The following is a 17,503-nucleotide window of genomic DNA, read 5'->3' on the forward strand; positions in this document are numbered from 1 at the left end:
GATATCTCCGCACCCTGATATAGGAGGACAGACCCCAGTGAATAAGCGGTGGAGAAACATCGGGCTTTATACCCTGCTTGCGATCGTGGTGATTTCGATGGCAACAGCGTTTTTTGATAAGCCTCAAAGCCGACAAGAGAAACTGCGCTACAGCGATTTCCTGCAACAAGTTCAGGAAAATAAGATTAACAAAGTTCAAATCAGTGCCGATCGCAGCATTGCCAGAGTGCAGCAGGGCAACGGCTATGGGATTGTGAATCTACCCGATGACTCAGAGCTAATTAATACTCTGACCAAGAATGGAGTAGATATCTCCGTCATTCCACCTCAGGATGATGGCTTCTGGTTTAAGGCATTAAGCAGCCTGTTCTTCCCGATTTTGCTGCTGGTTGGTTTGTTCTTCCTGCTGCGACGTGCCCAGAGTGGTCCGGGTAGCCAAGCCATGAACTTTGGTAAGTCCAAAGCCAGAGTGCAAATGGAACCCCAAACCCAAGTGACGTTTGGCGATGTAGCAGGCATTGACCAGGCAAAACTGGAATTGAATGAAGTGGTTGATTTCCTCAAAAACGCCGATCGCTTCACTGCCGTGGGTGCCAAGATTCCCAAAGGGGTGCTACTGGTTGGGCCTCCTGGAACAGGTAAAACTCTGCTGGCTCGGGCGGTAGCGGGTGAAGCTGGTGTACCCTTCTTCTCGATTTCCGGTTCGGAATTTGTGGAGATGTTTGTTGGGGTGGGTGCTTCCCGCGTCCGCGACCTGTTTGAACAAGCCAAAGCCAACGCTCCCTGTATCGTCTTTATTGATGAAATTGATGCCGTGGGTCGGCAACGGGGCGCGGGTCTGGGTGGTGGTAACGATGAACGGGAGCAAACCCTGAACCAGTTACTTACCGAAATGGATGGGTTTGAAGGTAACACCGGCATTATCATCATTGCCGCTACTAACCGTCCCGATGTCTTGGATGCGGCATTGCTCCGTCCCGGTCGCTTCGATCGCCAGGTGGTGGTCGATCGTCCCGATTATGCCGGACGGTTGGAAATTCTCCGGGTTCATGCCCGTGGCAAGACCTTAGCGAAAGATGTGGATCTAGAGCGGATTGCCCGTCGGACTCCCGGATTCACCGGAGCCGATCTGTCTAACCTGCTGAACGAAGCCGCCATTTTAGCGGCTCGCCGGAACCTGACCGAAATCTCGATGGATGAAGTCAATGATGCGATCGATCGTGTCCTGGCCGGTCCCGAGAAGAAAGATCGGGTGATGAGCGAAAAGCGGAAGACGTTAGTGGCTTACCACGAAGCGGGTCATGCTCTAGTCGGTGCGTTGATGCCGGACTACGATCCAGTGCAAAAAATCAGCATTATTCCCCGTGGTCGTGCCGGTGGTCTAACCTGGTTCACACCTAGCGAAGACCGGATGGATTCTGGCTTGTACTCCCGCTCCTATTTGCAAAATCAGATGGCGGTTGCCCTCGGTGGTCGGATTGCGGAAGAACTGATCTTCGGTGAGGAAGAAGTCACCACGGGAGCCTCGAACGACTTACAACAAGTGGCTCGGGTAGCTCGGCAGATGGTGACTCGGTTTGGCATGAGCGATCGCTTAGGGCCAGTGGCGCTCGGTCGTCAGCAAGGCAACATGTTCCTGGGTCGGGATATTGCCGCCGAACGCGATTTCTCGGAAGAAACGGCTGCCACGATCGATGATGAAGTGCGGAACCTGGTGGAACAAGCCTACCGCCGAGCCAAAGCGGTTCTAGTGAACAACCGTCATGTCCTGGATCAACTAGCCGACCTGCTGGTTGAGAAGGAAACGGTGGATTCGGAAGAACTGCAAGAGCTACTGGCAACTAATGATGTCAAAGTAGCTTCGATCGCTTAAAACCATAAAAAATCTGGGATAACATCAATCCCAGATTCACTATAGGGCGGGGTTTGTCACCTTTTTGATTGCAATCAGAGGTTGGGCAAGCTCCGCCTTTTACCATGCAAGATTGGTGGTTGATCGACCCTTTATCGCGGATTCGATGCCACCGATCGCCCTGAGCGGTGCAGTGAAGCTAAGGTTTGCTGAATTTGGGGATCATTGACTAAGTACGCCTCAAAGGTGCCTCGGGGGGAACTGGTGACAAACCGGAAGGGATTTTGCTCCGCAATGCCTAAAAACACATCAATGTGATTGCCTTCAATTGCCCCACCGACATCGGCGGCATAGAAATAGCCATCATGGGTGACACGTTGCCCTGAAGGTAAGGTGACAACAGTGCCCCGAGCGGCAGGAATGTAGATCACAGATCCAATCGGAATCAAATTACGGTCAACGGCGATCGTGCGATAGGGCACGAGTCTCAGTCCACTCACGCCATCGCCATAGGGATTACTGGTGGGACGAAACCGGACTTGATTAGTCGCTCGAATATCTTTCAGCGCCGAGTAATACGGGGAACAATCCACCTGTTCCTTGCCACCCCGTCCCGCATAGTTGTAAGTGCCGACGATTTGCTGATTGTGGATCACCTGTACCGTACCCTCAACAGCGGCTCCACACCAATCGCGGCTAGATAATCTCACTCCTAAATCATTACCGGACAGATCCAACAGGGGTTGTCCGTTGGGTGTGTGCTGGGCACGATGGACATAGTAATAGGTTGACCACAGGGAATAGCGACGACTGACCGTGGCGGATGCTGTCAGTTCGGGTAGGTTGTTAGGAGCGGCACTATCCAGATTTGGCAAGTAGTCGATCGCACCACCGGACTGATTCGTTGGTAAAGCGGCAACCAGTGAGGCATTGCTTGATGGGTTGGTGCGAGTAGAAGACTGGGAAACTGGCACCGCAGGAGCCACAGGGGCGACTGAACCGACCGGGAGAGTGGGAACCACAATACTATTCTGCGCCGGGGCTGCCGTTGGACGTGGGGTGGGAGTTGCTGCCACGGGTGGATTGGCAGTTGGGCGGGAGGCTGGCATAGAGGATGACTGACTAGAGACGACCGGATTTGGCTGGATTGGACGAGAGGGCTGCTTCCCCGGTTGGGATTGAACTACGGGTGGGGTGGCGGTGGGTATGGCTGGAAGTGAGGGGGTAGGTCGGGCGGCGATCGTATTCAGAGTCGTCAAGGGCTGATCGTTGGTCAGATAGACATGACCGACCATTTGACCGTTGTAAACCCGCCGGGTAAAGCGCCAACCGGGATTCAGAGTAATTTTGGCAAAGCCGTTTGTCATGCCATTGGTTTTGCCAATTTCCAGGGCAGGCTGACTGCGATCGGTATTGGGGACTGCCATCAGCACCATATTGCCCTGCTGCTTGACAATCCGCAGACTATAACGCCAGCCTAAATCCTGATTGCCAACCCGTACCGAATAGCCATTACTATCGGTGCTGCGACTACAAATATTGGTGAAGTCGAAATTTAATAATAGTGGATCAACCTGGGTCGGATTAGCGCCAGTTTCCTGCCAACAGGAACGACTATTGTTCAATTGTTCCAGAATTAGCAACTGATGAGAGGTGCCACTGCCGATCGGGGCAGCGATCGCAATCAGGCGATTTTGGTTCACCTCTCCCTGACTAAACTGGGCGGCTTGGACTGGACTAGCGATCGTGGGAACACAAAGACCTAATGCTGTTAGAGTGGCTAACCGCCAGCGAGATGCAAGGTTCATGGTGGTGTGAGAAGACTGTCGTGACTGTCGAACCAATTCACGGCATCGGGTGACTGGTCAGGATGAAATGAGATCTGGTGCTGGAAAGTCTATCTGACTAAATGACTGAAGGGCTGGGAATGCGGGCTCTCAGCTTTCTCAATTTTTTGTAATTAGGAATTATAGTTTCGCAAGCCTGAGTAACAAAATACTTGCGTTTGGCATGGCACAGAGTCTCAGTGTCTAGAATGCAAGCAGAGGGCGTTAGATGTTCTGGAATGAAGAGAGGGTAGCTATGGCGATCGCGACGATTAATCCAGCTACGGGTGAAACGATCAAGACCTTTGAACCACTGACTGATGCAGAACTAGAAACCAAGTTGGCACTGGCGCAACGAGCCTTTGAACAGTATCGATTTACTTCCTTTGAGCAGCGATCGCAGTGGATGAATGCGGCGGCTCAAGTTTTGGAAGAGCAGAAGGAAACCTTCGGCAAAATAATGACGCTGGAAATGGGTAAAACCCTGAAATCCGCGATCGGGGAAGTGGAAAAATGTGCCTGGGTTTGCCGCTTTTATGCCGAGAATGCGGCTCAGTTTTTGGCTGATCTGCCAGGTGAAAGCGATGCCAGTCGCAGTTTTGTCCGCTATCAACCTCTGGGAGCGGTGCTGGCGGTCATGCCGTGGAATTTTCCGTTTTGGCAAGTGTTTCGGTTTGCGGCTCCGGCGTTGATGGCAGGCAATGTGGGGTTGCTGAAACATGCCTCGAATGTGCCCCAATGTGCCCTGGCGATCGAGGAAATTTTTCACCAGGCTGGTTTTCCCAATGGGGTATTTCAAACTTTACTGATTGGTGCCGACAAAATTGCTGGCTTAATGGCAGACGATCGCATCAAAGCGGCGACCCTGACGGGCAGTGAACCCGCTGGAGCCAGTTTAGCGGTTGCCGCCGGACAACAAATCAAAAAAGTGGTACTGGAATTGGGCGGCAGTGATCCATTTGTGGTCATGCCCAGTGCGGATTTAGATGCTGCCATATCTACCGCCGTCACGGCGCGGATGCTGAATAATGGGCAGTCCTGTATTGCGGCAAAACGGTTTATTGTCGCGAACTCGATCGCGGATGAATTTGAACACCGCCTGATCGAAAAATATAAAGCCTTGAAAATGGGTGATCCGATGCTGCCAGATACCGATATCGGCCCCTTAGCCACGGCAAAAATTCGGGATGAGATTCATCAGCAGGTGCAAGCCGCTGTGCAACAGGGGGCGCGATTGGCGATCGGGGGGCAACCGTTGGATGGAGTCGGGAACTACTATCCACCGACGATCCTGACGGATATTCCGGCTGGTGCGCCAGTAGCGCGGGAAGAGTTTTTTGGACCAGTTGCCATGCTGTTCCGGTTTGCCGATATCGAGGAAGCCATTTACCTTGCCAATCACATTCCGTTTGGTCTGGGGGCAAGTGCCTGGACAACCGATCCAGCGGAACAAGAACAGTTAATTAATGGGATTGAGGCGGGAGCCGTCTTTATTAACGGGATGGTCAAATCCGACCCGCGCTTACCCTTTGGTGGCATTAAGCGATCGGGCTTTGGGCGCGAACTCAGCATTCAGGGCATTCATGAATTTGTCAATGTTAAAACCGTCTGGATTAAATAACTATTCCAACTGTTGGCTATGCTTTAGCAACCTGGCTGAGCCTCTAATGATCAGGCTCAGATTCAGTTGGCTGAACTTTGTATGTACTACTGCGTTCGGCTGCTCTCTGCAATGGTTTGCGGTTTGCTTGTTTGGTGACTTCCTCCCAGTTCGTCTGTTCCAACACTGCATCTAAAACATCAGATAAATTACAACGTTGTTCAAACGCGATTCGCCTGAGAATTTCATGGTGCTCTGGCTGAATGTATACAGGCTTACGTTGAGTTTGCGCCATTGATGCTCTAGCAACAGGTTAGCTTTGCTTTAGTATACTTCAGTCAAGTAGCTAGCTTGACAATTAGCTAATTAGCTAAATATTATTGATTATAGCGAGTTGAGGTATAGTAAAAGCCTCAATTCTGTTGTCATCCTTGGTCAGCAAAAGTTTATGCCAGAAAATGTAGTTGCGTTATTTGCAGGGTGTGGAGGTCTGGATTTAGGCTTCCAACAAGCTGGCTTTAACGTGATTTGGGCAAACGAGTATGACAAAGATATTTGGCGAACCTATGAGCGTAATCACCCGCGTACGGTGCTCGATCGACGAGATATAAGAACGATCGCGTCTGACGAAATTCCTGATTGTGTTGGCATTATTGGTGGTCCACCCTGCCAAAGTTGGAGTGAAGCGGGAATTCAACGCGGGATTGAAGACGATCGCGGCAAGCTGTTTCTAGAGTATGTGCGGGTTTTGAAGGATAAACAGCCCTTATTTTTCCTAGCTGAAAATGTCTCGGGAATGCTGCACAAAAAGCACCAGAAAGTGGTCGGAGATATCGTCGCGGCATTTGAAGAGGTGGGTTATACGGTTGCCTTTAAACTACTCAATGCCATGCACTATAACGTGCCGCAAGATCGCAAACGCGTGATTTTTATGGGTTATCACATTGATTTAGGCAAGCGCTTCTCATTTCATTCTTTACCTGCAAATCTACCTCCACTAACTCTCAAAGATGCAATTTGGGATATCCGAGACTCGGCGTTACCCGCGATCGCTAAAACTAAAACAAATGGAGCTAATTGTGCGATCGCGAACCATGAATATATGACAGGTGGATTTTCTTCCATGTATATGTCCCGGAATCGAGTCCGCTCTTGGCACGAACCCTCGTTTACAATTCAAGCCGGAGGTCGCCATGCCCCTATCCATCCCCAGGCAAATCCCATGATTCATGTCGGTAAGGATCAATGGATTTTCGATCCTGACTCTCCTTATCCATATAGACGTTTATCTGTACGCGAGTGTGCCAGAATTCAAACATTTCCAGATGATTTTGTTTTTGCTTATGAAAATCTAGCCGCCGCCTACAAAATGATTGGTAATGCTGTCCCTGTAAACTTTGGGGAAATTTTAGGAAAAACTATTTATTATGACTTGTTTAGTCAAACTGGTGAGGGTGTGAATAGTGCTGAGAATAAACAAATTGGAGCGAGATGTTTAAAGCAGTTATCTCTCAACTTTTCCTGAATCAAAAGTGAAAAATAACAAACTTTGTTTTTACACATTGAAGCTTTGTCTCGGTACGACAACCTGACTGGGCTGGGTATCAAATTTTAGGCTAGGATTATTGCTAATGCGGCTAGAAGCAGTATGCAAGCGCATAGATATTTCCCAGGCGTTTGAGAACTTGAGATAAACATAGTTCTTCTGAGCTTGAGCTATGACAGATTCTGGTATAGTTAATTGACTGAATTCTTCCACAACCAAGAGTTTACTTCTTTCCTGAAAGATTAGTTTGTAAAAATCTGTTCTTCCAACCAAAAAACTAAATAAATGGGAAGCGCTGGCTGTCTGAGAACCATTTTGATGAATAAAATTGGCAACAAGATCGCAAATAGGAATGTATAGGTGCTCAAATATTATCCGTTGATCTATATCGCAAAATTTGAAAGTTCCTTGCGCCATCATTAAAAAACTTTGTGTTGTATTTTTATAGGCTGTTCTAAAAGCTATATCTTCTGAACTTTTTCTAGCAAATCCACAGTGTTGAGCAGTAGAAGCTGGGCGCTGATGTTTTAGTGCAGTATGGTTGTGCTTAATCGATAGGTTAACGCTAGATTGAGCATAATGAATTCGGATATCGGTGACATCTCCTTGTTTAGAAGCATGATCAGGTAGCCGATCGACGGTAAGCAAATAATTAGAAATCGAGAAATTTTGCTGCAACCAAGCTACTACCTGAACTGCACACTGTCTATAATTTTGTTGTGTTGCTGTTGGCAGGTTGTCATAATGTATAGCATCTCTTTGCTGATCCTTCAGGGCACGAGGTGTCAGTTTCACTTGGTTGGGTAAATGTTGCAGCATTTCTGCCACGATCGCATATTCTAAAGCCCTACCATATTGATTAGAAGTATTGACTAAGTTACTTTCCATAGTGGCTTCTGACGAAATGGTTTATCTGCCCACGACTATAGCAGTCGCTGCATGATAACAAGTTATCGTCATAACTCAGAATGAAATGCTCGATTTTCAATCGATAGAATGACTCATTGCCTCAATTTCACTTTTAGAATATCAACAGAGATACCCCATTGGGAGGTGGAAATGGTATGGATGCTGATCCTAGAACCGAACTGCAACACCGCTTACAGGATCAGGCGATCGCGCTGGTAGAACGAGCAATGGGCGGGACAGTTGATCATCAAGTTGTTGCTGTTTTGCTGGATACCTGTAGTGATCTAGAAACGAGTGCTCAAACTGATGCGCCGATCGTGGCTCTAGAACGTGATATTCATTCACAGACAGGAACCTATCATTTGTTTGTGCGCCGTCTTAATAGCAGCATTCCTGCTGGCAAATTTCAAATTTTGATTACGCGTGAATTAGCCTCTGGTTTAATTTATTGATGTTGGTTTAATGTCTACTAGAGTGATCAATCGCTGGTTTAATTGATGTGATTTGATCAAAAAAGCTACTTGTAAATGTAAATAGATTAAAGAGCGCGATCGCTAACATAGTGCAACAACACTGCACCCTGATCGTAGGATTTACAGTCAACTAATCGCAGGGTTTCCTGAGGTGGCGATGGTGCTAAGAATGGGATGCCTTCACCCAAGATCACTGGAATGACGGCAATGATATATTCTGAAATCAATCCTTCGCGTCTAAAAGACGATGCCAGTTGCCCACCACCGACTAACCATACCCGCTTGAGTTGTTGGGCCTCTAGCTCTGCTGCAATTTCACCCGGGCTTTTATCGGTCAGAATCACTTCCGATCGCTCGATCTCTACTGGTTGGTGGGAGCAAACCCAACAGGGTTTATCAGGATACATCCATTCACCCAACTCCAACACCTTTTCGTAAGTATGACGACCCATGATTAGACCATCGATCGGGGCATAGAACTCGGCATAACCAAAATCTTCGCTCTCTGAATCAAGTGGGGGCAACCAATCAATTCCACCATCCGGAGTCGCAATATAGCCATCCAGGCTGATCGCCACGTAATAAACAATTGTAACCACAGCATCGAACTCCGATCGTCCACTGGTGATTACCTTAACAGGCGAAATTCATCGTTTACTTCGCCCGATCGGACAACTGTTTGAATCTGTTCACGCCACTACCCAACCATCCAAAATGATGTTTAGCTGAAGCTGCTCTTGTAATGGCTATTCAATCAATGTATTGAGCGATCGGGTTTCATTAAACTCTTATCTCGTTATCCTCACTGCTTAATTTACTTCTATTGCTATATATTAGTTCGTGATAGAACGTTAGTTCTAGTTTAATTATTGTGTCTTACAAGTAATAATTTATTTTTACTTTTCCAGGGAAAACACTGGCTCCGAAAGATAATAAGTGAGTAGAGTATTTGGATTAACTTAATAGGGTTGTGAGAGAAAAATATGAGTACCTTGTATGAGAAATTAGGTGGGAAAGATGCTGTCGAGGCGGCTGTGGATCGATTCTATGACCGAGTATTAAATGATAGTCGCATCAAACATTTTTTCAACAATGTGGATATGCATAGGCAACGTGAACATCAGAAAGCCTTTCTCACCTATGCCTTCGGTGGTGCTGCCCATTATGACGGTAAGACGATGAGAGCCGCTCATAAACATGTAGTTGAGGATATGGGGTTGAAGGGGGAACACTTTGATGCAGTCGCCGAAAATTTGGTGGCAACGTTGAAAGAACTAGGAGTTTCGGATGAATTGATTGCCGAAGTCGCGGCTGTTGCGGCTGCCCCTGAACATAAACGAGATGTGTTGAATCAGTAGTCTGGTCGTCTTCTCAAGACGATTATGTTCATTACCCTTGTAACTATGATGCTGAGCTAGATGGCAGTTAAGTAGTTAAGTAAGCATTGAGTGCGCTTGCAAATGCTTCAGGTGCATCTAGCATCAGCCAGTGTCCCGTTGCGGGTAATGTCGTTGTTGTTAGGGCAGGGCGGAGGATATGCAGGCTGAACGGCATGTTATTTGACGGAGCTAAAATTGCATGAGCCTTTGCTCCTGGTGCAGCCAGATAACGATCGAGGGCATCTAATGCTTTAAACCCAAATAACCCATGCGATGTGCCAATGAGTGCCGCTTTCGGGGTGGCAGAAAGACGGTCAAGGATAGATTCATAGGTTGCTGGTGTCCCTCCTGTTAAAGCTTGGCGGAAAGAGGTTTCGATCGCCGATCGCCAATTATCCGTTGCCAGTGCCCGTTCGTAAGGGGCTAATTGTTCCTCATAAACTTCGGGCGGCAATTGAGTGCAGTCTACAGGTGGATCGACTAGCACTAACTGGGCGATCGCTTGAGGTTTAGCGGCCGCTGCGGCTAGGGCGACACAAGCACCAAAACTATGTCCGACCAGGACAATCTGTTCCAACTCAAGGGCAGCTAAGACCGCGAACAGATCGGTCGCACAGGCAGCCGGAGAGTAGTCATTATCCGCTGGTGGTGTAGAGTCACCATGTCCTCGTAAATCGATCGCGATCGCTGAACGAGTTTGGGCAGTGTACGCCATCTGAGTTTCCCAAATATTCGCCGAACATGCCATTCCATGCACAAACACGATCGGCAACGGTGGAGATGCCTTTGAAGGAATCGGTGCATCGGTGGTGAGAAGATGGATGCTACCGTTGGGAACGGCAAGAGTCATGGAGTGCATAGATTGCTTGCAGCCGTTAGTATAGGGGGTAAATAACTGGATCAGATCCGACGCGCCGATTCTGTCTAGACCTGATGAAATATTCTGATCTCAAAGCGATTTTTGCTGAGGAACAAACCAATCGCGGGCTATTGGTAATCGCGATCGATCGCGACGGTCGTCAGGTGGAAGTGTTGTTTCATATTACAACTGAAGCCAAAGCCGATTGGGAAGCGGTCAGCCTACGATATTTGTGAAGACTTGTTGCCAGATTATCCTTTCGTTTGTTCCACTGTTAGCCCGATTTCCTGACCGTAGGACAGTTCCAGCGTGTGCCCATCCGGATCTCGCAGGAATGCCCAATAGCCCACGGGATATCCAGAGTCTTTCGGCTCTTCCACCAAAATGCCTGCTTCCCGAGCGCGATCGCAGAGTTGATCTAAGGCTTCCCGACTTTGACAGCCAATACCCAGATGGGCCATTGGGGCAAGAATCGGCTGAACAGATTCAGTCTGAATTAACACAATTGCAAAGGGGCGCGTGTGGTCTGACAACCAGGCTACGGCAACGCCTCGACTGGAATCCGTCCGTCGATGAACGACGTGCATATCTGCATAGGTGGTATAGAAATGAATACTTTGTTCAATATCTGAGACGGGTAACGCCACATGGGTTAAGCCAATATCAACCATATTATTGAGTTCCTCCCAATTAACTCGTAAAGATTTTTTCTGACCGATATAGGAGCTTATATCATCATCACTGACTGCTGCGATCGCTAACCAATAACGGAAATTCACATCTAGATTAACGTGCTTCGTTAGTATCGATCGTCCTCATACATAGTGAACAATCATGTACTGGTTAAATGAACCTGCCCACTGGTCACGCTCCGACCACCAAATTGTCATGACGACTGCCCCGAAAACCGATTTCTGGCGCAAAACCCATTATGGATTTATTCGGGATAATGGTCACTTTTACTATCAAACGGTAACGGGGGACTTCACTGCCGAAGTCAAAATCACCGGGCAGTATCAAGCGCTTTACGATCAGGCGGGGTTGATGGTGCGGCAGAACGAAATGATCTGGCTCAAATCTGGGATTGAGTTTGTGGACGAGATTCAGCATGTTAGCGCGGTCGTCACCCGAGAGGTTTCAGATTGGTCGGTTGTCCCGCTTATGCAGTCACCAGAATCTCTCTGGCTACGGTTGCAGCGGCGATCGGAGACGATCGAGGTGCAATATTCTCTCGACGGCAAAGATTACCAAATGTTGCGATTAGCTTATCTGACTACCGCCGAAACGCTACAAGTCGGTGTGATGGCAGCCTCCCCTCAGGGAGAGGGCTGTACCATTACCTTTGAAAGGTTCCAACTCACTCAATCCTAGAGAGTGTACCGTTGATCGCGCTGTAGATTGTTAAGAAATATCTCATTAGAAGGATGCTGAACCCGTATGTTCTAGCCAATCCAAGGCTTGTTCCAATTGTTCCAGTGTAATTAGCCCATACTGCCACAGCACCATTGGTAACAGATGCGGTAAGACGCTCTCCTGTCGTAGGGCGATCGCGATCGCGTCAGCAGAGACAAATAGATCGTTCTGGAGAAACTGGATCAGTGGGGTGGCATGGGTAGTAGATGACATAGTGACGATCGTGACGATTTTGAATTCCTATCATTTTGACCGGAGAATTATACTCGATGAACGAACGTTGGGATTATTTAATCTAGAGATGAATTTTTACCAACTATCTCAGGAGAGATGTAAATGGATGTGAAGTGGTTAGCGTGGGCACAGAAACTTCAGGCGATTGCTCGGAATGGACTGACCTATAGCCAAAATCCGTTTGATATCGATCGGTTTCAACAGGTGCAGCAAGTCGCCGCAGAAATCATGGCAACTTACACTACCCTGGAACCCAGCTATGTGCAAAACTTTTTTCAACAGGAAACGGGCTACGCCACACCCAAAATTGATGTGCGGGGAGCCGTGTTTCAGGATGACAAAATTCTGTTAGTGAAAGAGCGATTTGATGGACTATGGACGTTACCCGGTGGCTATGTGGATATTGGAGAGCCACCCAGTCTAGCGGTAGAACGAGAAGTCTACGAGGAATCGGGCTATCAAACCCGCGCCGTCAAGTTGCTGGCACTCTACGATCGCAATCACCCACGTCACAATCATCCCCCGTTTGAATACCACATTTACAAGCTATTTTTTCTTTGTGAACTGATCAGTGGTTCACCAGCGAGTTCGGTGGAAACGGAAGCCGCGACCTTTTTCACCGCTCACGAAATTCCCGACCTATCTCTGACGCGGGTTGTGCCCAGTCAAATTGCGCGATTATTTGACTATTATCATCATCCAGAGTGGCAAACTGATTTTGATTAATGCTCAAAATTTAGAGCGAATAGTAGTGTAGAGCCAGATACTTTTTAGGTGGAACTAACTGTTGAGGCTTTTACTGGGAAACCTGTTCAGCTTTATGCTCATAATAGTCAGAAATATGCTCATAAACCTGCTCAGGAAACTGTAACTCTCGGTAAACATTACAGGCATCCGGATCATCTGGGTTGGGGCAAATGGGAAACTCTTGCTGTTGTTGCCACTCTAAAATGCGATCGCGTTTAGGCGGATTGTAGTCCTTTCCCTGTACCTGCAATACTAAGGCTTTGGCTTCCGCTTCACTCATCTCTGGATCTTTTTGCAACCAGCGAACTAATTCTTCCTCATCCAGAAAATGATGTGCCACCATTGCCAGGGTCAGTCGTCCATAATGACCAATATCCTGACCTGCATCTAACGCATCTAAAAGATGAGCCATCATCTTGCTTTTGCGTAATTCTGCTAACGCCATTGAAATTACTCCCAGTCTTATAACATCGTTCCGTTATTCTGTTGTAAAGTCCGAGGGAGAAACTAACATCCATCCCAGGACTTGTTATAGTTCCGGTGTACTATTTTGATTGGCGCTTCGATTTGGGTGGAGTGCGGTGTACCCCAAAGTATTTCTCGCTGCGGTAGCGTAACCACACGCGTAGCTGTTGGGGAATTTTTTCCTTTTGCTCCTTCGTCAGCGTGTTGTAAAGAGCTAAGGCGCGTTCTCGTTCCCCGCGACAAGCCGCATTGTTATGGGCATCCCAATAGCTGCGAGCCACCCGAATTCGCCGACAGACTTCCTTAATCAGTGCTGCTCCCGTCAAGGGTTGTTCCGGCTTTGCCATTTCGCTCACTACCCAACTGTCTGCAATGTTGCTTGTGTTCATCCTAACGCCGATCGCGGATCACCTAGAATGAACTCATGCTACAAATTTCTAATACGGTAACGATTCCCGATCATGAGCTGGAGCTGAGTGCGGTACGCTCTCAGGGGGCAGGTGGTCAGAATGTAAATAAGGTGGCAACAGCGATCCATTTGCGGTTTGATGTTCTGGCATCTTCACTTCCCGATCGCTATAAGGAACGTCTGTTAAAGCTGAATGATCAGCGCCTCACCAAGGATGGAGTCATCGTGATTAAAGCGCAGGAACACCGCAGTCAGGAGCAGAACCGGGAAGAGGCATTACAACGGTTACAAGCTTTGATTAAAAGTGCGATCGCCCTGCCCAAACCACGCAAACCCAGCAAACCCACTCGCAGCTCTCAGCGGAAACGGCTGGATAGCAAAAGTAAGCATAGTCAAATCAAAGCCCTACGAGGGAAAGTGATCGATGACTGAAGCAACTGGCTTATTCTGTAGTGAACTCTACCTTGTCATACAGATCAGCCAGGGAAATTTCAAACAGGATGGAACTAAGGGATAGCAGGGCATCCGCACCATCATATTCAGAAAAAATCCATTTGCGAGGTTCGGTACGAAAGTATTGCTCGACATGCATAGAGTACTGATCGATTAACACATACTCTTGAAAGCCGGGAATCGTGCGATAGGCAGCGAATTTACCACTGCGATCGTATGCCTCCGTTGACTCTGACAAGACTTCTGCAATCATCAAGGGATTGGTCAGTGTATCTTTACGTCCTACTTGTAATTGCAAATCTCCCTGCACCACCATGACATTAGGATAGGTGTAGAGGCGCTGGTCAGGAATCCACAATCGTTGATCGGTAACAAATGTGAAATAAGGCTGTCGTTTTAAGGCAAAGTTAAGTGCTGCATGAAAGTTACCAATGATTAAATTATGATTTGGCATTCCGCCAACCATCGTGACAATCTCTCCATTAATGTATTCGTGCCGTTCGTCGGAGTTCACTTCAATATCAAGATACTCCTCGGGCGTATAAAAATTTTTCTCTGCTGCCTGTGTGAACATGGCTTAAACATGCCTCCCAAATGCTTGGCTGAGTTCAGCGAGGATGATCTGGTTATAGGATAGACTCCCTTGAAATGAATCTCCAATGGACAAAAATCAACTTGGTTACAGCATTTCCAGAGGAACAGGTTTGTTGGGGGGTGGGAAGACCGTATCTAGAGTAGAGAGTTCTGTTGGACTCAATTGTAAATCCAGAGCCGTGTAGTTTTGGTTAACATGCTCAATTCGGCTGGATTTCGGGATGACGATGACATCCTGTTGATGCAGTAACCAGGCGATCGCGACTTGAGCTGTTGTGACTCCCCGATCGTTCGCGATCGCTTTCAGGGTGCGATGGTTGAGTAAGCGTCCTTGTTCGATCGGAGAATATGCCATCACCGGAATTTTGTGTTGCCGACACCAGGGGAGCAAGTTTAACTCAATGCCGCGTCGCATCAGGTTGTAAAGCACTTGGTTTGTGGCGATCGCATTTCCACCTGGTAAATGACTGGCTTCCTCCATATCTGCCAGATCAAAATTGCTCACCCCATAGCTGCGAATTTTGCCTGCTTGCTGTAGGGTTTGCAAGGCTTCCAGAGTCTCGCTGAGTGGGATCGAACCGCGCCAGTGCAGCAGATAGAGATCCAGGTAATCGGTCTTTAATCGGTTGAGGCTCCGTTCACAAGCCGCGATCGTCCCTTGTTTAGAGGCATTGTGGGGATAGACTTTGCTAACCAGGAACACCTCTGAACGGCGATCGTGAATCGCTTCCGCAATCACTTCTTCCGCGCCCCCTTCCCCATACATTTCTGCTGTGTCAATTAAGGAGAGTCCCAGATCCAAGCCGTGACGCAAGGCGGCAACTTCAGTTGGGCGATGTTTGGTCGTTTCGCCCATCCGCCAAGTGCCCATCCCGAGAACGGGAATAGTTTGCCCAGAAGGGAGTTGCAGAGTTTGCATCATGGTGATTGAGTTCCGCTAGAGGGAGGCGTTAACTGATAGGTTCCCTCTACTGTAATCAGATTTACTCCCCGTTCGCTGACTCTGAAGTCAGATTTGCCGCTGCCTGTTTTTTCTCCAAATATTGCTGGTGGTCTGCGGTTGCCAGCCAATACTGTGAGGCAGGTTGAATCTGGGTCACGATCGGTTTGTCATACTGACCAGAGCGGTCTAACTCAGCTTTAGAGTGTCGGGCGATCGTCGCTTGTTCCGGCGTGTGATAAAAGATCACCGAGCGATACTGTTCGCCGCGATCGGCTCCCTGACGATTCAGGCTGGTGGGATCGTGAATGTTCCAAAACAAATGCAGCAATTCATCGTAGCTGACAATGGTTGGATCGTATTCCACCTGACAGACTTCTGCATGTCCGGTAATCCGAGACAGCACATCCAGGTAGCTGGGGTGTTCAAACGATCCACCCATATAGCCAACAGAGGTTGCAACGACACCTTTCATCTGCCGAAAGGCGGCTTCAACGCCCCAAAAACATCCGGCTCCAAAGGTGGCTGGTTCCAGGTTTGCCATCGCTGGGTGACAATAGTGATTACAGCAGTGCCTGGATATCTTTCGCTAAATCCTCGGGTTTGGTCGTGGGAGGATAGCGTTTCACGACCTTGCCACTGCGATCGACCAGGAATTTGGTGAAATTCCATTTGATCCCTTCACTACCAAAAATCCCAGGAGCGGCTTTGGTCAAATACTGATAGAGCGGGTGGGCATTGCTGCCATTCACATCGATTTTTTGAAACAGTGGAAACGATACGCCAAAGTTCATTTCACAGAAGGACTGAATTTGCTCGGCGGTTCCCGGTTCCTGCTGCCCAAATTGGTTACAGGGAAATCCTAAAATCACCAAGCCCTGGTTGGCATATTGTTCGTATAACGCCTGTAGCCCTTTGTATTGCGGCGTAAAGCCACACTGACTGGCGGTGTTGACAATCAGCAGCACTTTATCTTTATAGGTGCTCAGTGGTACTGAACTACCATCCAGGCTAGTTGCCGAAATGTCGTAAATCGATGCAGGTGCTTGTGTCGTCACAGGCTCAACCCCTCCGCTGTCTGAAACATTCCTTTACAATTCTACTACGATCCTTAAGCACAATCCCTGTTAGCACGATGATCACCAGCGATCGCGTAAACCAGCGACCGGAACGTACATTCGGCTACCCTTGTGAACGATGAACGCCCCGATCTCGGCGATAGAACACTCCATCATTGCGACATCATGGCGGAAAGTAGGACGGCAAAGATGTGTTGCCAGCTTTCACTCAATCCCTCAGCAACTTGGGGGTGTTGCAACAATCCGAAATAGGCAACTAAAGAAATGCTACCCACCAGCAGGTGAATCCATTGACTCAGTTTGACTTCCACCACCAGGCGATATAGCCAGTAAAACGTGACGGCGGCGGCAATTACACCAATGACACCCATGATCTGAAGGACGATCGCATCCGTTGTTGGCTGTTCTAACGCTGAGGTCTGCACTAAGTTAGCGGCATATCCGGCATACCAAGTCTGAATCAAAATTCCAGGTATCCAACCGATCCATTCAGCTTTTAGTCGATGAACCATCTGGACGATGGACTCAGTCCAATCGAGAAACCATGTCCATTCGTCAGTCTTGCCAGTGATGCGATTCCAAGCTGCGTTGATCAGCACAACCAACAGCACTGCTGATACCCAGGGCGCAACAAGTACGAATAGCAAGCCCCAGTACATCACAATACTGCCGATCGCGTAACCCAGCAGTTTGAGCAACACCATAGACATCCTGCCAAATTCAGC

The 17,503-nt window shown here is 48.3% G+C and carries 23 protein-coding genes; 9 read left to right on the plus strand and 14 right to left on the minus strand.

The annotated features are described in order from the left end of the window. The first annotated feature begins 37 nt into the window (after positions 1–37). Complete coding sequence (gene ftsH3 / locus ACN4EK_RS04650) at positions 38–1,873, plus strand: ATP-dependent zinc metalloprotease FtsH3 (RefSeq protein WP_431656322.1); 1,836 nt, start codon at positions 38–40, stop codon at positions 1,871–1,873. A gap of 131 nt (positions 1,874–2,004) precedes the next feature. Here ftsH3 and ACN4EK_RS04655 read toward each other — a convergent pair whose 3' ends face one another. Beyond that, positions 2,005–3,660, minus strand: a complete 1,656-nt coding sequence (locus ACN4EK_RS04655; RefSeq protein WP_431656323.1) for a DUF3747 domain-containing protein — start codon at positions 3,658–3,660, stop codon at positions 2,005–2,007. A 247-nt stretch (positions 3,661–3,907) separates the two neighbouring features. Between ACN4EK_RS04655 and ACN4EK_RS04660 the strand changes: the two genes are divergently transcribed. Continuing rightward, on the plus strand, positions 3,908–5,299 hold the full coding sequence (locus ACN4EK_RS04660) for an NAD-dependent succinate-semialdehyde dehydrogenase (protein WP_431656324.1): 1,392 nt from the start codon (positions 3,908–3,910) through the stop codon (positions 5,297–5,299). A gap of 43 nt (positions 5,300–5,342) precedes the next feature. Here the strand turns inward: ACN4EK_RS04660 and ACN4EK_RS04665 are convergent, their stop codons facing one another. Then, a complete protein-coding gene (locus ACN4EK_RS04665) occupies positions 5,343–5,573 on the minus strand; it encodes a hypothetical protein (RefSeq protein ID WP_431656325.1) in 231 nt (76 codons plus the stop codon). Positions 5,574–5,726: 153 nt separating this feature from the next. Here ACN4EK_RS04665 and ACN4EK_RS04670 point away from each other — a divergent pair, with 153 nt between their 5' ends. Beyond that, positions 5,727–6,803, plus strand: coding sequence for a DNA cytosine methyltransferase (locus ACN4EK_RS04670; RefSeq protein ID WP_431656326.1), 1,077 nt, complete (start codon positions 5,727–5,729; stop codon positions 6,801–6,803). 30 nt (positions 6,804–6,833) lie between these two features. On the opposite strand, the gene ACN4EK_RS04675 is transcribed toward ACN4EK_RS04670, so the two are convergent. Next, positions 6,834–7,712 carry a HaeIII family restriction endonuclease gene (locus ACN4EK_RS04675; protein ID WP_431656327.1) on the minus strand — a complete coding sequence of 293 codons (879 nt, stop codon included), beginning with the start codon at positions 7,710–7,712 and terminating at the stop codon, positions 6,834–6,836. A 176-nt stretch (positions 7,713–7,888) separates the two neighbouring features. On the opposite strand from ACN4EK_RS04675, the gene ACN4EK_RS04680 reads away from it, so the two are divergent. Next, positions 7,889–8,185, plus strand: coding sequence for a hypothetical protein (locus ACN4EK_RS04680; RefSeq protein WP_431656328.1), 297 nt, complete (start codon positions 7,889–7,891; stop codon positions 8,183–8,185). Between the two features lie 86 nt (positions 8,186–8,271). Here the strand turns inward: ACN4EK_RS04680 and ACN4EK_RS04685 are convergent, their stop codons facing one another. Further along, complete coding sequence (locus tag ACN4EK_RS04685) at positions 8,272–8,805, minus strand: dihydrofolate reductase family protein (protein ID WP_431656329.1); 534 nt, start codon at positions 8,803–8,805, stop codon at positions 8,272–8,274. Positions 8,806–9,189: 384 nt separating this feature from the next. Here ACN4EK_RS04685 and ACN4EK_RS04690 point away from each other — a divergent pair, with 384 nt between their 5' ends. Beyond that, the gene (locus ACN4EK_RS04690; protein WP_431656330.1) at positions 9,190–9,564 is read left to right on the plus strand and encodes a group I truncated hemoglobin; all 375 of its coding nucleotides are present in this window, start codon (positions 9,190–9,192) and stop codon (positions 9,562–9,564) included. Positions 9,565–9,631: 67 nt separating this feature from the next. On the opposite strand, the gene ACN4EK_RS04695 is transcribed toward ACN4EK_RS04690, so the two are convergent. After that, positions 9,632–10,435, minus strand: a complete 804-nt coding sequence (locus ACN4EK_RS04695; protein WP_431656331.1) for an alpha/beta fold hydrolase — start codon at positions 10,433–10,435, stop codon at positions 9,632–9,634. A gap of 83 nt (positions 10,436–10,518) precedes the next feature. Between ACN4EK_RS04695 and ACN4EK_RS04700 the strand changes: the two genes are divergently transcribed. After that, on the plus strand, positions 10,519–10,680 hold the full coding sequence (locus tag ACN4EK_RS04700; protein WP_431656332.1) for a hypothetical protein: 162 nt from the start codon (positions 10,519–10,521) through the stop codon (positions 10,678–10,680). Between the two features lie 15 nt (positions 10,681–10,695). On the opposite strand, the gene ACN4EK_RS04705 is transcribed toward ACN4EK_RS04700, so the two are convergent. Then, the gene (locus tag ACN4EK_RS04705) at positions 10,696–11,223 is read right to left on the minus strand and encodes a VOC family protein (protein WP_431656333.1); all 528 of its coding nucleotides are present in this window, start codon (positions 11,221–11,223) and stop codon (positions 10,696–10,698) included. Positions 11,224–11,278: 55 nt separating this feature from the next. On the opposite strand from ACN4EK_RS04705, the gene ACN4EK_RS04710 reads away from it, so the two are divergent. Further along, a complete protein-coding gene (locus tag ACN4EK_RS04710) occupies positions 11,279–11,815 on the plus strand; it encodes a DUF1349 domain-containing protein (RefSeq protein WP_431656334.1) in 537 nt (178 codons plus the stop codon). A gap of 45 nt (positions 11,816–11,860) precedes the next feature. Here ACN4EK_RS04710 and ACN4EK_RS04715 read toward each other — a convergent pair whose 3' ends face one another. After that, entirely contained in the window at positions 11,861–12,070 is a 210-nt protein-coding gene (locus ACN4EK_RS04715; RefSeq protein WP_431656335.1) for a DUF2949 domain-containing protein, read from the minus strand. A gap of 123 nt (positions 12,071–12,193) precedes the next feature. Here ACN4EK_RS04715 and ACN4EK_RS04720 point away from each other — a divergent pair, with 123 nt between their 5' ends. Next, entirely contained in the window at positions 12,194–12,817 is a 624-nt protein-coding gene (locus ACN4EK_RS04720; protein ID WP_431656336.1) for an NUDIX hydrolase, read from the plus strand. Between the two features lie 70 nt (positions 12,818–12,887). On the opposite strand, the gene ACN4EK_RS04725 is transcribed toward ACN4EK_RS04720, so the two are convergent. After that, on the minus strand, positions 12,888–13,283 hold the full coding sequence (locus tag ACN4EK_RS04725; protein ID WP_431656337.1) for a hypothetical protein: 396 nt from the start codon (positions 13,281–13,283) through the stop codon (positions 12,888–12,890). Positions 13,284–13,383: 100 nt separating this feature from the next. Next, positions 13,384–13,692 (minus strand): Precorrin-3B methylase, encoded by a 309-nt coding sequence (locus ACN4EK_RS04730; RefSeq protein ID WP_431656338.1) that lies wholly within the window; start codon positions 13,690–13,692, stop codon positions 13,384–13,386. A gap of 35 nt (positions 13,693–13,727) precedes the next feature. Here ACN4EK_RS04730 and arfB point away from each other — a divergent pair, with 35 nt between their 5' ends. Further along, positions 13,728–14,144 (plus strand): alternative ribosome rescue aminoacyl-tRNA hydrolase ArfB, encoded by a 417-nt coding sequence (gene arfB / locus ACN4EK_RS04735; RefSeq protein WP_431656339.1) that lies wholly within the window; start codon positions 13,728–13,730, stop codon positions 14,142–14,144. Between the two features lie 10 nt (positions 14,145–14,154). On the opposite strand, the gene ACN4EK_RS04740 is transcribed toward arfB, so the two are convergent. From ACN4EK_RS04740 to ACN4EK_RS04760, 5 genes are all read right to left on the minus strand, one after another. Next, positions 14,155–14,739: a Uma2 family endonuclease gene (locus ACN4EK_RS04740; protein WP_431656340.1), complete on the minus strand. Its 585-nt coding sequence runs from the start codon at positions 14,737–14,739 to the stop codon at positions 14,155–14,157. 105 nt (positions 14,740–14,844) lie between these two features. After that, positions 14,845–15,681: an aldo/keto reductase gene (locus ACN4EK_RS04745; RefSeq protein WP_431656341.1), complete on the minus strand. Its 837-nt coding sequence runs from the start codon at positions 15,679–15,681 to the stop codon at positions 14,845–14,847. Between the two features lie 61 nt (positions 15,682–15,742). Continuing rightward, positions 15,743–16,243 (minus strand): peptide-methionine (S)-S-oxide reductase MsrA, encoded by a 501-nt coding sequence (msrA, locus tag ACN4EK_RS04750; protein WP_431656342.1) that lies wholly within the window; start codon positions 16,241–16,243, stop codon positions 15,743–15,745. 19 nt (positions 16,244–16,262) lie between these two features. Continuing rightward, positions 16,263–16,757 carry a glutathione peroxidase gene (locus ACN4EK_RS04755; RefSeq protein ID WP_431656343.1) on the minus strand — a complete coding sequence of 165 codons (495 nt, stop codon included), beginning with the start codon at positions 16,755–16,757 and terminating at the stop codon, positions 16,263–16,265. A 173-nt stretch (positions 16,758–16,930) separates the two neighbouring features. After that, positions 16,931–17,482 carry a hypothetical protein gene (locus ACN4EK_RS04760; RefSeq protein ID WP_431656344.1) on the minus strand — a complete coding sequence of 184 codons (552 nt, stop codon included), beginning with the start codon at positions 17,480–17,482 and terminating at the stop codon, positions 16,931–16,933. Positions 17,483–17,503 lie beyond the last annotated feature (21 nt).

The organism is Pantanalinema rosaneae CENA516 (assembly GCF_050753385.1).
Taxonomy (GTDB): Bacteria; Cyanobacteriota; Cyanobacteriia; order Leptolyngbyales; family Leptolyngbyaceae; genus Pantanalinema; species Pantanalinema rosaneae.

Coding starts and splice junctions, on each gene's coding strand:
- ACN4EK_RS04655 (WP_431656323.1), bottom strand. CDS start 3,660: ATGAACCTTGCATCTCGCTGGCGGTTAGCCACTCTAACAGCATTAGGT.
- ACN4EK_RS04660 (WP_431656324.1), top strand. CDS start 3,908: ATGTTCTGGAATGAAGAGAGGGTAGCTATGGCGATCGCGACGATTAAT.
- ACN4EK_RS04665 (WP_431656325.1), bottom strand. CDS start 5,573: ATGGCGCAAACTCAACGTAAGCCTGTATACATTCAGCCAGAGCACCAT.
- ACN4EK_RS04670 (WP_431656326.1), top strand. CDS start 5,727: ATGCCAGAAAATGTAGTTGCGTTATTTGCAGGGTGTGGAGGTCTGGAT.
- ACN4EK_RS04675 (WP_431656327.1), bottom strand. CDS start 7,712: ATGGAAAGTAACTTAGTCAATACTTCTAATCAATATGGTAGGGCTTTA.
- ACN4EK_RS04680 (WP_431656328.1), top strand. CDS start 7,889: ATGGATGCTGATCCTAGAACCGAACTGCAACACCGCTTACAGGATCAG.
- ACN4EK_RS04690 (WP_431656330.1), top strand. CDS start 9,190: ATGAGTACCTTGTATGAGAAATTAGGTGGGAAAGATGCTGTCGAGGCG.
- ACN4EK_RS04695 (WP_431656331.1), bottom strand. CDS start 10,435: ATGACTCTTGCCGTTCCCAACGGTAGCATCCATCTTCTCACCACCGAT.
- ACN4EK_RS04700 (WP_431656332.1), top strand. CDS start 10,519: ATGAAATATTCTGATCTCAAAGCGATTTTTGCTGAGGAACAAACCAAT.
- ACN4EK_RS04710 (WP_431656334.1), top strand. CDS start 11,279: ATGTACTGGTTAAATGAACCTGCCCACTGGTCACGCTCCGACCACCAA.
- ACN4EK_RS04715 (WP_431656335.1), bottom strand. CDS start 12,070: ATGTCATCTACTACCCATGCCACCCCACTGATCCAGTTTCTCCAGAAC.
- ACN4EK_RS04720 (WP_431656336.1), top strand. CDS start 12,194: ATGGATGTGAAGTGGTTAGCGTGGGCACAGAAACTTCAGGCGATTGCT.
- ACN4EK_RS04725 (WP_431656337.1), bottom strand. CDS start 13,283: ATGGCGTTAGCAGAATTACGCAAAAGCAAGATGATGGCTCATCTTTTA.
- ACN4EK_RS04730 (WP_431656338.1), bottom strand. CDS start 13,692: ATGAACACAAGCAACATTGCAGACAGTTGGGTAGTGAGCGAAATGGCA.
- arfB (WP_431656339.1), top strand. CDS start 13,728: ATGCTACAAATTTCTAATACGGTAACGATTCCCGATCATGAGCTGGAG.
- ACN4EK_RS04740 (WP_431656340.1), bottom strand. CDS start 14,739: ATGTTCACACAGGCAGCAGAGAAAAATTTTTATACGCCCGAGGAGTAT.
- ACN4EK_RS04745 (WP_431656341.1), bottom strand. CDS start 15,681: ATGATGCAAACTCTGCAACTCCCTTCTGGGCAAACTATTCCCGTTCTC.
- msrA (WP_431656342.1), bottom strand. CDS start 16,243: ATGGCAAACCTGGAACCAGCCACCTTTGGAGCCGGATGTTTTTGGGGC.
- ACN4EK_RS04760 (WP_431656344.1), bottom strand. CDS start 17,482: ATGGTGTTGCTCAAACTGCTGGGTTACGCGATCGGCAGTATTGTGATG.